At 59.9% G+C, this 14,802-nt stretch carries 10 protein-coding genes; 3 read left to right on the top strand and 7 right to left on the bottom strand.

Annotated elements, in window-relative coordinates; translation table 11 throughout:
- Window positions 1-37: 37 nt before the first annotated feature.
- Window positions 38-1,012: a leucyl aminopeptidase gene (locus tag QRN36_RS06555; protein WP_285423303.1), complete on the bottom strand. Its 975-nt coding sequence runs from the start codon at window positions 1,010-1,012 to the stop codon at window positions 38-40.
- Between the two features lie 70 nt (window positions 1,013-1,082).
- Window positions 1,083-1,220, bottom strand: coding sequence for a hypothetical protein (locus tag QRN36_RS06550; protein WP_177182133.1), 138 nt, complete (start codon window positions 1,218-1,220; stop codon window positions 1,083-1,085).
- 539 nt (window positions 1,221-1,759) lie between these two features.
- Between QRN36_RS06550 and QRN36_RS06545 the strand changes: the two genes are divergently transcribed.
- Window positions 1,760-3,184: an amino acid permease gene (locus QRN36_RS06545; protein WP_285423302.1), complete on the top strand. Its 1,425-nt coding sequence runs from the start codon at window positions 1,760-1,762 to the stop codon at window positions 3,182-3,184.
- A gap of 173 nt (window positions 3,185-3,357) precedes the next feature.
- Window positions 3,358-3,771 carry an alternative ribosome rescue aminoacyl-tRNA hydrolase ArfB gene (gene arfB / locus QRN36_RS06540; protein WP_285423301.1) on the top strand — a complete coding sequence of 138 codons (414 nt, stop codon included), beginning with the start codon at window positions 3,358-3,360 and terminating at the stop codon, window positions 3,769-3,771.
- Window positions 3,772-3,819: 48 nt separating this feature from the next.
- On the opposite strand, the gene QRN36_RS06535 is transcribed toward arfB, so the two are convergent.
- The 4 genes from QRN36_RS06535 to phhA all read right to left on the bottom strand — a co-directional run bounded on the left by QRN36_RS06535 (window position 3,820) and on the right by phhA (window position 8,279).
- Complete coding sequence (locus tag QRN36_RS06535; protein WP_285423300.1) at window positions 3,820-5,034, bottom strand: MFS transporter; 1,215 nt, start codon at window positions 5,032-5,034, stop codon at window positions 3,820-3,822.
- 872 nt (window positions 5,035-5,906) lie between these two features.
- Complete coding sequence (locus QRN36_RS06530) at window positions 5,907-7,106, bottom strand: amino acid aminotransferase (protein ID WP_285423299.1); 1,200 nt, start codon at window positions 7,104-7,106, stop codon at window positions 5,907-5,909.
- Window positions 7,107-7,475 carry a 4a-hydroxytetrahydrobiopterin dehydratase gene (locus tag QRN36_RS06525; protein ID WP_285423298.1) on the bottom strand — a complete coding sequence of 123 codons (369 nt, stop codon included), beginning with the start codon at window positions 7,473-7,475 and terminating at the stop codon, window positions 7,107-7,109.
- A gap of 15 nt (window positions 7,476-7,490) precedes the next feature.
- Window positions 7,491-8,279 (bottom strand): phenylalanine 4-monooxygenase, encoded by a 789-nt coding sequence (phhA, locus tag QRN36_RS06520; RefSeq protein ID WP_285423297.1) that lies wholly within the window; start codon window positions 8,277-8,279, stop codon window positions 7,491-7,493.
- Window positions 8,280-8,552: 273 nt separating this feature from the next.
- On the opposite strand from phhA, the gene QRN36_RS06515 reads away from it, so the two are divergent.
- On the top strand, window positions 8,553-10,118 hold the full coding sequence (locus tag QRN36_RS06515) for a sigma-54-dependent transcriptional regulator (RefSeq protein ID WP_285423296.1): 1,566 nt from the start codon (window positions 8,553-8,555) through the stop codon (window positions 10,116-10,118).
- Window positions 10,119-10,199: 81 nt separating this feature from the next.
- Here QRN36_RS06515 and QRN36_RS06510 read toward each other — a convergent pair whose 3' ends face one another.
- A complete protein-coding gene (locus QRN36_RS06510; RefSeq protein WP_285423295.1) occupies window positions 10,200-14,702 on the bottom strand; it encodes a deaminase domain-containing protein in 4,503 nt (1,500 codons plus the stop codon).
- Window positions 14,703-14,802 lie beyond the last annotated feature (100 nt).

The following is a 14,802-nucleotide window of genomic DNA, read 5'->3' as shown; positions in this document are numbered from 1 at the left end:
GCCAGTCGAACGACTGGCGTTTTTCTTTGCGCGCGGTTTACAGATTCACGTATTGGGTGCCGTCGAATACGACCCTGCGATCGACCGCGAGCGCGCCATCGTTGAAGATCAGATCAAGGTGATGACTGCCTTTGGCGCCGCCGCCCAGCCCCAGGTGCAGGCCACAGTGACGCTCTTCGAAGCCGGCATTGCGCGCGTATAACTGTCTGACGCCCTCATTGGTGCCGATGCCCAACTCCTCGACCCGCCGGTTCGACGGATTGGCATCCAGATACTTGTTGAAGTCCTTCTCAAGCCCCGGCACTTGTGTTGCGACGCGCGTGATCGTCGAGTTTTCGATCCACAGTTCCAGTGGCGAGTCGATGACCCCGTACTTACGCGCGAACGGAATCGTGCTGAGGAAGGTACCGACGAACTTCACCTGGCCGTTGATCGAGTCGCTGTGAGTGGCAATCTCACCGGGTGCCAGGTCGTAATTGCCGACGCCGTTGATATTGGTCCACTTCTTCAGCTCACGCAGCGGTGCGTCGAAATGCGAGCCGCGTGCATCGCTGAAGGTCAAGGTCTGGCCCTGATTCATGGTGTCGATGAGCGCGGCGTTCAACTGGGCGATCCGCTCAGGTTTGATGCTGAAGGTGTCGTAGAAATAAAGGCCGTAATCCTTGAACAGCAATGATTTTTTCCACTGTTCCGACATCACGGTCTGCAAGGAACGGATGAACGCCGGGCCTTCCGCGCTCGGGTTGGGCAGGGTCGAGGCATCGTAGAACAGGACGTACAGGTCGGCGCGGGTGATGGCTTGCGTCAGCTCCTCGATGGGAGAATTGTCCAGAGGCATCGTGCTGAAGTGAAAGCTGTCGCGAGCCGTCGGGCTTTCGACGATGGCGCCGACCATGGCGCTGTACGCTTCGGTGTGGGCAAGCAGCACATTGGGCGAAGGCATGCCGGCGACTGCTGGATGATGGTGCAGGTAATAAAGAAAATGCTCGATGGCGCTGCTCTGTTCCGTCATGGGGCGCTCCCTTGCGAAGGCTGAAAACAAAAAAGGGCGAGCGCGTCAGCCGCGCTCGCCCCCGGTTGCCTTAGAACGGCCACATCGCGGTGCCGAACGCCACCACGGCGTCAGCTTGCATCATCTCCACAGCAGCATCATGAGTGGGTGCTTCAAACCAGTCGTCCAGTTGCAGTTCTTCTTCCAGAGTGTTTTCCACAGATTGCATAGGTGAATCTCCTGAGAATGACGTACTTGCCGAATGCGACGAGAACAGTCTGGCCGGCGCCTGCGACTGACTCGTCTAGGAAGCACGCTGACCTTCGTGGCCAGCAAGCGAGGAAAAAGCTAGTTCAATAGTCTGACTGTTGCAAAAGCGAATTTGCCCTGAAAATGCTGGCAATTGGCCTGTGAAAACAAAAACTTGCAGAAAAAACAACGCCTGAGCTGAAGCGTTTCTGCTGAAATTTTTTTTCCGTCGGTTTTGTGTCGGTTTTTGTACATTTCTCCTTCAGCGCATCCTTTCGAATAGTCGGACATTGACTTCCGAGCCCCGTATTCAACCGGCCCTGGCCTGACCGAATGCGCAGGTTTTCACGGCCAGCGGCGGCGCTGAGGGTGTACAATGCGCCGCGTTTTTTCTGTGATCCATCGGCGCATGGCCGCCAACCAGACTCGGGGTTTACCCACCCTGTCTTCCATTCCGGCGCGTCATGAGCGCGTCGGGTTCGATTCCGTCACAGACAAGAACAACAAGGTGACTATGCAATGAGTGAACACATGTCCCATTCGGGTGACTTGAAACGTGGTCTTAAAAACCGTCATATCCAGCTGATCGCCCTGGGTGGCGCCATCGGCACGGGATTGTTCCTGGGGTCGGCGGGCGTTCTCAAATCGGCGGGTCCGTCGATGATCCTCGGCTATGCCCTGTGTGGTTTCATCGCCTTCATGATCATGCGTCAATTGGGCGAGATGATCGTCGAAGAGCCGGTTGCCGGCTCGTTCAGCCATTTCGCACACAAGTATTGGGGCGGTTTCGCGGGCTTCCTGTCGGGCTGGAACTGCTGGGTTCTGTACATTCTGGTGGGCATGTCCGAGCTCACCGCGGTCGGCAAATACGTGCAGTACTGGTGGCCGGAAATTCCTGCATGGGCGTCGGCGGCCGCGTTTTTCGTGATGATCAACGTCATCAACCTGGCCAACGTCAAGGTGTTCGGCGAGGCCGAGTTCTGGTTCGCCATTATCAAGGTCGTCGCCATATTGGGCATGATCGCGCTGGGCAGTTACATGCTGGTCAGCGGCAACGGCGGACCTCAGGCGTCGGTCAGTAACCTGTGGGATCACGGCGGCTTCTTCCCTAACGGCGCCGGCGGGCTGGTGATGGCGTTGGCGTTCATCATGTTTTCCTTCGGCGGCCTGGAAATGCTCGGCTTCACAGCGGCAGAAGCGGACCAGCCGCGGACCATCATCCCCAAGGCCATCAATCAGGTTATCTATCGCATCCTGATTTTCTACATCGGTTCGCTGGTGGTGCTGCTGTCGCTGACACCGTGGGATGCCTTGCTCGCCGACCTCAACGCCTCTGGTGACGCTTACAGCGGCAGCCCGTTCGTGCATGTGTTTTCAATGCTGGGCAGTACGGTGGCTGCACACATCCTCAACTTTGTCGTGCTGACTGCGGCGCTGTCGGTTTACAACAGTGGCACGTATTGCAACGCACGGATGCTGTTCGGCATGGCCGAGCAGGGCGATGCACCCCAGTCGCTGGCGCGGGTAGACGGACGCGGCGTGCCGGTACGGGCCATTCTGGTGTCGGCCGCGGTGACGCTGATTGCCGTGCTGCTCAACTACCTGATGCCGCAGAATGCGTTGGAACTGTTGATGTCGCTGGTAGTGGCGACCCTGGTGATCAACTGGGCGATGATCAGCTATTCGCACCTCAAATTCCGTCAGCATCTGGCTCGCAAAGACCAGCAACCGCTGTTCAAGGCGCTCTGGTATCCGTACGGCAACTACATTTGTCTGGCCTTCGTGGTGCTGATTCTGGGCATCATGCTGATGATTCCGGGCATCCGGGTTTCGGTCTTTGCGATTCCGGTCTGGCTGGTGGTGATGTGGGTGTTTTACGTGATCAAGAACAAACGCCTGCCCAGCGGCGAGTCCATGGCGCAGCGCACGTCGATCATCAAATAGCTGAACGCGGCGCAGGGTGCGCCGCGATTTTCAGCAGGCTGCAACGTTTGTGGGCGAGCTTGCTCGCGAAGGCGTAACGTCAGGCTCATCAGTATCATTCGACCGGACGCATTCGTGAGCAGGCTCGCTCCCACAGGTTTGATAGTCGCCCCTCATAGGCTCAGGCAAGTCCCATGCTGATCATTTCCAACAACGTGCACCTGCCAGACAACGAAGTCGAACTGACCGCCATTCGCGCACAAGGCGCGGGCGGCCAGAACGTCAACAAGGTGTCCAGCGCGGTGCACCTGCGATTCGACATCAACGCATCGTCCCTGCCGCCGTTTTACAAAGAACGTTTGCTGGCGCTGCGTGACAGCCGCATCACCGGCGACGGCGTGGTGATCATCAAGGCTCAGCAATACCGGACGCAGGAGCAGAATCGCGCGGACGCGCTGGAGCGGCTGAGCGAATTGATCGTCAGTGCCGCGAAGGTTGAGAAAAAGCGCCGGCCGACCAAGCCGACACTGGGCTCGAAGACGCGCAGACTCGAATCCAAATCCAAGCGCGGGTCGATCAAGGCAGGGCGGGGCAAAGTCGATTTTTGAGCGTGTTGACAGGACTGCTTCGACCGACGGTCTGGCAGTCCTGCGTGGTCACACCGCCGCTGGTTTTTCCCGCATGACCTTGGCCTGCTTATACAGGTAGATGCTCAACCCCAGCCCGCCCAGCGATGCCAGGGCCGCGAACAGGAAAATCGACGCGAAGCCAAAGCCTGACGCCACCAGACCCGCAACCGGGCCCGTGATCCCCAGCGACAGGTCGATGAACAGTGAGTAAGCCCCCACCGCCGCGCCCCGACTGGCCGCAGGCACCAGATTGACCGCTTCGACCCCCAGCGCCGGGAACACCAGCGAAAAGCCGAATCCGGTCAGCGCTGCACCTGCCAGCGCGAGGTTAGGGTTGGGTGCCAGCCACAGCAATAACAGGCCAAGCGCCTCCACCGACAGACAGGCGATCGCCACGCGGAAGCCGCCGATGCGGTTGATCATGTTGCCGAACAGCAGACGCGCACCAATGAAACAGGCGCCGAACAGGCTCAGGCACAGCACCGCGTTGGGCCATGCATGGCTTGCGTAATAAAGCGTGATGAACGTTGCGATTGTGCCAAATCCGATCGAGCCCAATGCCAGCCCGGTGCCGTGAGGCAGGACACGGCCAAGCACATGCAGAAACGGCATCCGTTCACCGTGCACGATAGGCGCCGGGGTCTTTTTCCACGCCAGCGAAATACCCAGCGCGGCGAGCAGCATGATGCTTACACCCATGCTCCACAGGCCCATGGCATTGACCAGCAACACGCCCAGTGGCGCGCCGATTGCCAGTGCGCCATAACTGGCGATGCCGTTCCAGGAAATCACTTTGGCGGTATTGGCCGCCCCCACGCGGCCGATGCCCCAGCCAATGGAGCCCGAGCCTACGAGGCTCTCCGCACTGCCCAGTACCAACCTACCGATGAACAGGCTGATCAGACTGAGCATTGGCCATGCGTCCAGCCATCCCGCCAGCAGCATGAATACGCCGCTCAGGCCGCAGCCGAACAGGCCGATGATGACTGCCTTCTTGGGGCCTTTGTTGTCGATGATTTTGCCGGCATAGGGCCGACTGAGCAGTGTCGCGAGGTATTGAACACTGATCACGAGCCCGGCTGCGACGGCGCCGAAGCCCAGGTCGGTGTGGACGTAGCCAGGCAATACGGCCAAGGGAATGCCGATGTTCAGATAACCGATAAAGGTGAACAGCACAATGGAAACGACTTGCAGTGTCACGGCCATTGGGCGTTGAGGGGAGGCGCTCGAAGCGTCTGGCATGGGCATCTAATCCACGATTACGACAGAAGGGGAACAGCGGGGGTGAAACAGAATGAAGCGTAGACGCTTGAAGCCAAGCGATAGATCACATGATAACGAGGCAAGCCCGCTCATGGCAGCAGAAGGTTGAATCGGGACTGAATCAGGCGGCTTTATTGTGTGTCGTGTGGACTGACCTTGATCGAACAATTCAGCCCTTATGGAAGTACGCCTCAAAGACGCTCTTGCATAGGGGCTGAAAATCAGCCTTCAGCGTGGGCGTTGGGCTTTCTTGCTGTCATCACGTTTCCCGCTGGCTTGCATCTCGATCGGCTGACCGAGTTCCTGACGGGCTGCTGCGCTTTGCTGCGATTGGCTTGGGAAGGGGAAGTTTGGGATTTCATGCATAGCGTCGCTCCTCACAAGTTTTTCTGCTGATTTGAACAGCGCGTCCAAAAACGCTCAGGGAGGATACAGCACGCGACATGACAATCAGACTTTTAATGCTGGCCGTTGGTCATGTAGTGAGGACAGGGCGCTACAACAGGCGCGCGCCGGGTAGGTAGATGCCTGGCAGGACCGGCCTTCCCGGCTAAAGCCGGTCCTACGAGATTGTGAGTCGCTCCGGTAGGACCGGCTTCAGCCGGGAAGAGGCCGGTATGTGCAACATCAGTTTCGCGGTATGGCGACTGACGCCTTCCCGGCTAAAGCCGGTCCTACGGATTGTGCGTTGCTACGGTAGGACCGGCTTCAGCCGGGAAGAGGCCGGTATGTGCAACATCAGTTTCGCGGTGAGGCGACTGACGCCTTCCCGGCTAAAGCCGGTCCTACGGATTGTGCGTTGCTCCGGTAGGACCGGCTTCAGCCGGGAAGAGGCCATTTGGATGTCCTGATTATTCGTCCGTGCACACCGCCGCGAACGCTGCGGCCAGTGCGTCGAGCCGGGTTGCATCGATGCCTGCCACGTTGGCTCGTCCGGCCGCGACCATGTACACGCTGTGTTCCTTGCGCAGGCGTTCGACTTGATGGTCGTTCATGCCGGTGTAGGAAAACATGCCGCGTTGCACGCCGATGTGAGCGAAACGTTCGCCCAGACCCAGCGGCGTCAGTGCCTCCACCAGACCCTGACGCAGTTGCGCGATACGGCTGCGCATTTCTTCCACTTCGTCGGCCCACAAGGCTTTGAGTTCTGGATCGCCGAGGATTTCAGCCACCACTGCGGCGCCATGATCCGGCGGATTCGACCACAGGTTGCGCGCCGTCGCCGAGAGCTGGCTGCGCACGTCCGCGAGTTTTTCGCTGTTGTCGGCACAGACCAGCAATGCGCCGGTACGCTCCCGATACAGGCCAAAGTTCTTCGAGCAGGAGCTGGTGATCAGCAGCTCCGGCAGCTCGGCCGCGAACAGGCGCACGGCCCAGGCGTCCGCCTCCAGTCCGTCGCCGAAGCCCTGGTAGGCGAAGTCGATCAATGGCAGGAGGTTGCGGCGCTTGACGATTTTCAACACCTGTTGCCAGTCCTCATGAGACAGGTCGAAACCGGTCGGGTTGTGGCAGCAAGCGTGCAGCAGCACCACGTCGCCTTCCGGCACGGTGTTCAGCGTTTCGAGCATGGCCGCCACGTTGAGCGTGTTGTCGCGACCTACGTACGGGTAGTGACTGACCTTCAGGCCCGCTGCCGCATAGATGGTTTCATGGATCGGCCAGGTCGGATCGCTTAACCAGATGCCCTTGCCCGGCAGGCAATTGGCGATGAAGTCGGCGCTCAGGCGCAGGGCACCGGTGCCGCCCGGGGTCTGCGTGGCGCCCACGCGTTTGCTTGAAATCAACGGCGAGTCGGCGCCCATCACCAGTTCACAGATCAGCGTACCGAAGCGAGGCTCGCCATGGCCGCCGATGTAGGTCTTGGTCGGCTGCGAGTCCACCAGACGCTGCTCGGCCAGCTTGACCGCGCGCGGAATGGTGGTCAGGCCTTGCGCGTCCTTGTACACGCCAACGCCCAGATCGAACTTGTGCGGATTCGGGTCTTTGGCGTAAGCCTGAATCAAGCCCAGGATCGGATCATCGGGTACGCGCTGAATCTGTGAAAAGTGCATTTACTTACGGCCCTCGGCGCCTTTCGCCACCTCGTCGGTGCGGGCGGCCATGATGAAGTCGTTGCGGTGCAGCCCTTTGATCGAGTGGCTCCACCAGGTCACGGTCACTTTGCCCCATTCGGTCAGAAGACCCGGGTGATGACCTTCGGCTTCGGCAATTTCGCCGACCGCGTTGGTAAACGCCAGCGCAAATTTGAAATTCTTGAAGGGATACACCTTTTCAAGCTGCATCACGCCGTCGCGAACCTCGATATTCCAGTCCGGGATCTGGCGCAGCAGTTCTGGCAATTCGGCTTCGCTGACCTGCGGGGCGTCAGCGCGGCAGGCTTCACAGTGAGCCTGATTCAATGAAGGGTTAAACGTGGTCATAAAGGATGTCCTTGTTCAGGCAGCTTCTGGTTTAGGTGCAAAACGCGGCGCGTGCAGGCCGAGGCGGGTGGCGGTCTGGACCATGTCCATGATGTCTTCATGGGCGAGGTCGAACAGGCGCTTGAGGTCTGGCAGCACGAAATACAGGGGTTGCAGGATGTCGATTCGATAGGGCGTGCGCATGGCCTCGATCGGGTCGAAAGCCTGGTGCGTCGGCGCGGTCGAGAGGCTGTACACCGTTTCCTTGGGCGAGGACAGGATCCCCCCGCCGTATATCTTGCGCCCTTGTGGCGTTTCCATCAGCCCGAATTCGATCGTCATCCAGTAGAGGCGGGCAAGATACACGCGTTGTTCTTTGCTGGCTGCAAGACCGAGCTTGCCGTACGCGTGGGTAAATTCTGCAAACCAGGGGTTCGTGAGCAGCGGGCAGTGTCCGAATATCTCGTGGAAGATGTCAGGCTCTTGCAGGTAGTCCAGTTCTTCTTCGCTGCGTATGAAGGTCGCCACTGGAAATCGTTTACTGGCGAGCAGCTCGAAGAACGTCTGAAAGGGAATGAGTGCAGGAACCCGCGCGACTTGCCAGCCCGTGGTGGCCTCCAGAACCCGGTTGATTTCGCTCAGTTGCGGGATGCGATCATGGGGCAGATTCAGCTTCTCGATGCCGTCGAGGTACTCCTGACAGGCGCGGCCTTCGATGACTTTCAACTGACGGGTGATCAGCGTGTTCCACACGGCGTGATCAGCCTGCGGATAATCGATAAACCCTGTTGCGTCCGGCTCACGGGCAACGTACTTCGTACTCATGCTGCTCTCCTGAATGGCTTTTGTTTTCTGGAGCGATGGGTGCAGATCGACTGCTTGTGGCTATTGATAACCGATCCCTGGCCCTCAAACCGAGCCTGTGGGAGCTGAGCCGGGTGGCTGACAGGCGCCGGCTGTAAAGAAATCCTGACGGTTGCATGGAATTCGTCGCCAATCTGCGTGCGGGAAGGCCGGAACGTCGCTGGGCTGTCACGTATTCTTGACGGTAAAATCTGCGCAACTATAAAAATCGCCTGATCAGAGAGCCGAATCTTCATGCGCATCAAAGTGCACTGCCAGAACCGCGTCGGGATTCTGCGCGACATCCTCGAATTGCTTGTTGCTTACGGCGTCAATGTGTCGGGAGGCGAAGTCGGGGGTGAGCATGGCGATGCCATCTATTTACGCTGTCCGAACCTGATCAACCTTCAGTTTCAGGCGCTCGTTCCGAAATTCGAGACGATTCCCGGCGTATTCGGCGTGAAGCGCGTGGGATTGATGCCCAGCGAGCGCAGGCACATGGAGCTCAATGCGCTGCTGGGCGCGCTGGAATTTCCGGTGCTGTCCATCGACATGGGCGGCTCCATCGTCGCCGCCAACCGCGCCGCGGCGCAGCTGCTCGGCGTACGTGTCGACGAGGTGCCGGGAATTCCGCTGGCGCGTTATGCCGAGGACTTCGATCTGCCGCAACTGGTGCGCGCCAATCGCTCGCGGATCAACGGGCTGCGAGTTCAGATAAGAGGGGCAATTTTTCTCGCCGACATCGCGCCTTTGCAGTCCGAGCACGAAGACAGCGAGGCCATGGCCGGCGCAGTCTTGACCCTGCACCGAGCCGACCGTGTCGGCGAGCATATCTACAACGTGCGCAAGCAGGAGCTGCGAGGCTTCGACAGCATTTTCCAGAGCTCGAAGGTCATGGCGGCCGTGGTGCGCGAGGCCAGGCGCATGGCGCCGCTGGACGCGCCGCTATTAATAGAAGGGGAAACCGGCACAGGCAAGGAATTGCTGGCGCGCGCTTGTCATCTGGCCAGTCCTCGCGGGCAGTCGCCGATGATGGCGCTCAATTGCGCCGGGCTGTCCGAATCCATGGCCGAGACCGAACTGTTCGGCTACGGTCCGGGCGCGTTCGAAGGCGCGCGGGCCGAGGGCAAGCTGGGCCTGCTGGAGCTGACGGCAGGCGGTACGTTGTTTCTCGACGGCGTGGCGGAAATGAGCGCGCGCTTGCAGGCGAAACTGTTGCGTTATCTGCAGGACGGCTGCTTTCGCCGTGTAGGCAGCGACGAAGAAGTGTATCTGGACGTACGCGTTATCTGCGCGACGCAGGTGGACCTGTCCGAGTTGTGCAGTCGCGGGGAGTTTCGCCAGGACCTCTATCATCGTCTGAACGTCCTGTCGCTGCACATTCCACCGCTGCGCGAATGCCTGGACGGACTGGCGCCGCTGATCGAGCACTTTCTCGATCAGGCCAGCCGGCAGATCGGCTGTCCGCTTCCGAAGATCGGCCCCGAGGCGCTGGACCGGCTGCGCCGATACCATTGGCCCGGCAATGTCCGGCAACTGGAGAACGTATTGTTTCAGGCGGTTTCTTTGTGCGAGGGCGGGGTGGTCACTGCGCAGCACATCCGTTTCCCCGACTATGGTGAGCGTCAGCCCTTGGACGGTTTTTCTCTCGACGGGAGCCTGGAAGACATTGTCGGACGTTTTGAGAAAGCGCTGCTCGAGCGGCTCCATGCCGAGCACCCGAGCAGCCGCTTGCTGGGCAAACGCTTAGGGGTGTCACACACCACCATTGCCAACAAGCTGCGTCAGTACCATCTGGGCCCTAAGTCAGATCTTTCGTAGCGGCCCGCCGAAACAGGCTGAACCCGCGAACCTCAAGCATTGGCTTGAGATTCGCGGATCAACCTGGTCAACGCTCGGTGCTCAGCTCGGCGCGGTATAGGGCAAGATGTAACTGACCGAAAAATCGGCCTGTGGGTAGTCGAGTTTCAGACGCGGCAGAACGAATCCTCCGCACGAGTTGCAGGTATCCATCAGGGTGAAGAAGTGGATTTTGCTGATCGCCGTGTCCGCCGGCATGTCCCGTTTGAACGCCGTGACGATCAGGCGCTCGGCATCCAGGTAGCGGTCATGCTCGCGTATCTGGAGTTTTTTGGCAGTGCGCAGGACCGGCAGGCTGGTGAACGCCGGGTCCGGAGCCTGACCGCGCATACGTTCGCGCGCATCCACGAACCTGACCGGGGCGTCTTCACGAGGTTCGGGGGCTCGCAGCGTCAGGCCCTTGCCCCGTTTGCCGCCCGCCAGTGCGTAGAAGACGTGGTGTTTGCCGTCAGAAGTCTGAGCCAGAAGGAACGCCAGGTTGGTCGTGTTCAGATGTTTGCGGATCATCTCGCCGGTCGCTATCAAGCCGATGTCGGCGGCAGGCACTGGAGCCCAAAGGTGCCTGGAGGTGGAGGCGGGCAGAAGCCGATCGAGCACGACCGTGATGTGTTGACGCATTAACGGATCAGTCTCGGCCAGCTGCTTGAAGTTTGCGATGCTGCTCTTGGTCAGCGCGACGAAGTTCTCAAGCGCACGCGCCTGAGTGAGGATGTTTCGCGCGTAGCCCTCCATGATTGAGCTGTAGGAGCGATAACTGTGCTGCACGTCAACGCCGGGCCTTTCCAGCTCGAACAGCATGCGGGCAATGTTATCCATGTCCTGATCAAGGGTGCGTCGGCCCGCGCCAAGGCGGTAGCCCTCGCTCAGGGACAGATAGGCGTCAATTTCCTCATCGCAGATGATGCGCTCAAAGGTGAGTGGCGTGCTTTCCGGTCGCACCGTGGCTTTATAGAACTGGCCGGTGTCGGCCTCAACGGCCAGATACTCAACCTCCTCGAACGTCAGCCTGATCGCGCGCAGTTCACGCTGATCGTTGACCGTCCTGCAGATCGAATCCAGTTGCACTACGGGCAGTTCCTGATTGATCCGTACCCGCCAGTCGGCATCGAGGTTGTCCGGCAGGCCCAGGGTCTGGTCCTTCAGCAGTCGGCCCTGGACGGTTGGGCGGTACTGCAGCGGCGTGGCGATGCCCATGCGGAGGGCTGTTTCCTCGGCCAAGGGCGCGAGCTTTTTGCGCCCGGCGGTTTTCGCCCTGGATGCGCCTGCTCCCCCGGGCACGTCGTCGACCCAAGTGCCGACCTTGCCGTCGTCTACCAACAGGTGAGTCTCTTGAGGAGTCGTCTGCCCGCGCACTGGCGTAAACCGCAGTGCAGGTCTGAAGCGGCGGGTCATGAATGCGTGACTGGCCTGTTCGCCGAGCTTGAACGGCTCGAGCGCCGGATCGATCGCCGGGCGCGTCGTCGAAAGCAAGACCAGTGCGCCGGAGCAGCTTGCCTGCTCCAGCCCCCTGCGGACGACGCAGTGCGCGGGCACTTTTTCCCACTGTCTGAGCCCCGCATCGGTGGGTTCCAGTTCGACTTTGCGTAACAAGCCGGAAGGCTTCTGCTCGTCGAAGCGGTAGCTGACATCATCAATGATCAAGTCAGTAATCGTTTGCTCCCGACGTGCCACACGTATGTTTCGGCCACTGGTTACGGATAAGTCGTACCCATGCCCGGCGATTTCGTTCAGGTGCACGGCGCCCGGAAACTGACCTGGCAGCAAGTGCTTCTGGGTCGTGATGAAGACCGCTGGATCATTCATGCCGGTCGCTGGCTCCAGGTAGAGCCGGGGGCCGTAAGGCTTCAGATCGTGGGGATTGCACCAGCGGTAGTCCGGGCTCTGGGCGTCGGAGATGTTTCGGACGAGGACCTGATTGACGTTATCCACCTTTGCCAGCATCAAGGCTGAGTCGGCCGTTGCCTCGGTGTCAGGGATGCGCTGGAACATGCCGCTGCGCTGGGTGAATTTGCCAGTGACCACCGAGGCGCGGGCAGCATGCACCCGTTGCTCGAAGCTCACGCGCTCGGCTTCCAGACCGGCAAACCACTTGGCGGTCTGCTGGCGCGGACGGGCCGGCGAAGGCGGATGAGGCGACCACAGACGCATTTTATTGCCCAGCTTGATCAGCGGGCTGAGTGTGCGTCCGGCGATGTTCATCACCGTGCCGACCTCTCCGACAACGTCGGTCACGCAGGAGAAAGCCTCGCCACCGGTATTGACGTCAACGCACCCGACGAGGGGGATCACCGATTTGATCAGATTCCAGGCATATGAGGCGTCGGAGGTCGACTCGCGGTGCCGCTTGTAAGCTTCCCAACGGGTGGCGCCTTTGCAGGTGTCGCGCAATGCCTGGCTGTGGTGCAAGAAAATCCCTTCAACGAAACCCTGTACCAGATACGTCAGATTGTCGGTGTCCGGGGCTCGGTGCAGCGGCACGGCGTTTGGCAGGCCGGATTTCACATAGGGCAGAGGCACGCCGTTGTAGTGCTCATGATCCGGGTCGAGTAAAGCGTTCAGCGCTGCGGCGGCGAGGCTCGAATCATCAAGCCGCGTGGCCCAACTGGCATCGACAGCCATGCACTCAAATGTGTGGCGCTCCGGGAACAGTTCGTACACCCAATGTTCGCCCCGTCGAGCGACATGGACCAACCCGCCATGCCCGCCCCGGCAGGCCTGCCAGTCACTCGCAGGACTGTTGTCGACCGAGGGAACCGCGCCCTCCACCGGGCCGACGTACTGTCGCCATTCGACCGCGTAACAGACGATGTCCGCACTTGACAGACGATCGCGGTGAAGCGCGGGCAGTTCGTCCAGAAAAAGCGTCATCAGGTCCGTGTAGGTGCGGCGGGCCTCCTGTAAATACCGATCGAAGGCCAGATTGAATTGCAATGTGGCATCGGGCAGTGGCTGTGTCAGCGGATGTGGAGGGCGATACGCAGTGCCATTGTCCAGATAAGCTTCAAGTTCGGTGCTCTTTTCATGGGGCGACGTGCTGGCAGCGTCCGGGTCGATGCCCGCCTTGATCAGCAATCGTCGAGCCTCATTAAGACGGTCGGGAAGATCATTGAGGGCCTGTCGACCACATGCGGACTCGAAGTATCGGGTCATGCGAGCGATTTCATCGGCCGTGTACCGGGGATGTTCGCTGACGTTGTTCTGATAAACATTCCACACGAGGATGGCCTCAACTTGCGTCGTGGCGACGTGCAGCTTTTCCTCCGTCGTGACGGCCTGCGCAGCAAGACCGGCTGGCAGCGCTTCCCATTCAGCGAATGTGCGGGTGTCCGGCGCGGCGCGGTCCAGCGTCATGGCGTGGCGCAGGTTGGCCCAGCGCAGGTCGGGTTGGTAGCGGAAATCGTCGGGTGCGTCGGTCAGCAGCAGCTCCGGCGCAAAGCGCGCCGCCAGCAACTGCATGATGATCTGGGCGTCGGCGTGACGGCAGCCCAGCGTGCTGCGCAGGCTGTTGGTCAAATTGATGCGTATGTCGTACAGCGAACAGTCGGCGTTGTCTTCGGCAAACAGGTCAAAGTCCAGCACGTAGCCGATGCGTCGTTGACGGATGGGATAAATGCAGTCGATCAATGCCTGGATCGTCAGCTGCCGCGCCATCGAGTCCGACGCCTGACGTTTGTCCTGCGGGTTGTACCACTCCAGCGCCTCAATCAGCTGGTTTTGCAAGGCAGCAAACGGCGCGCAGTTGAGCACGGCATCAAGGGCGAGGTTCGCCGGGTGGGTCAAGGTAGCACCGGGGAAAAACGCCATTCTGTCCTGTCTGCCAGCAACCAGGTCCGCGCCTGCTGCGATTTCCTGGAGGCTGGCACAGCGAAATTCACCGCTGGCCACCCTCAGCAGGTCCATCGGCAGCAGGTTCAGGAGCTTGTCGCAGAGCGAGTCTCCAGGCGCCTCGGTCAGCAGGTGGCTCATCAATGCATGCAGGTCCTGATAACCGTGCAGATCGAGGGGCGGGGGTAGGGCTGGCGTCTCGGTTGTCGGCACACCATGGTTTAACTCGTCGTACAGCAGTAACGCCGCGGCCCATAAAGCGCCAACGCGGCGCAACTGCGGCAACGTTTTCCACAACCGGTCAGCCAGGGAAAACGTCTTGTACGTGCAAGCGCTCTCGCGAATCTCGGTCAAGGCCGCATCCAGTGTGCCCGGCACGCTATGCTCAATGACCAGGCGGCAGACAGTGCGGAAAAATGTCACACGGCTTTGCGGGTCAACAGGTTTGTCTGTATCGCCGTCGTACAGCACGCTACTGATATAACGGCCTGTCTCGTCGGCGGCGAGCCCGCGATTGATCAACGTCAGGTAGTCACGGTCGTGCAGCGTCTGCTCAACGACGTGATCGGCCGCCAGATACTGTTTGAATACATCGGCAAGAGAGACAGTGATGGATTGAGGGCCGGTGATGTCGTTGAGCACAACGATGTCCTCAGCCTTGAGACGTTGCAGTCTCGCGCTGATGTCGGCGGATGTATCGCGGGGGATGTTGGAACTCATGTATTGCGCTTCCTGTTTAATCTCGAACCTTCTGTCCCCAGTGACGACTGGCGACTGATGTCAGAAGATGTTCGTTATTTCAAGAAGCGCCGGGTATTAC

The organism is Pseudomonas sp. efr-133-TYG-103a (assembly GCF_030209235.1).
Lineage (GTDB): Bacteria > Pseudomonadota > Gammaproteobacteria > Pseudomonadales > Pseudomonadaceae > Aquipseudomonas.
This window is presented reverse-complemented; position numbering and strand designations above follow the sequence as displayed.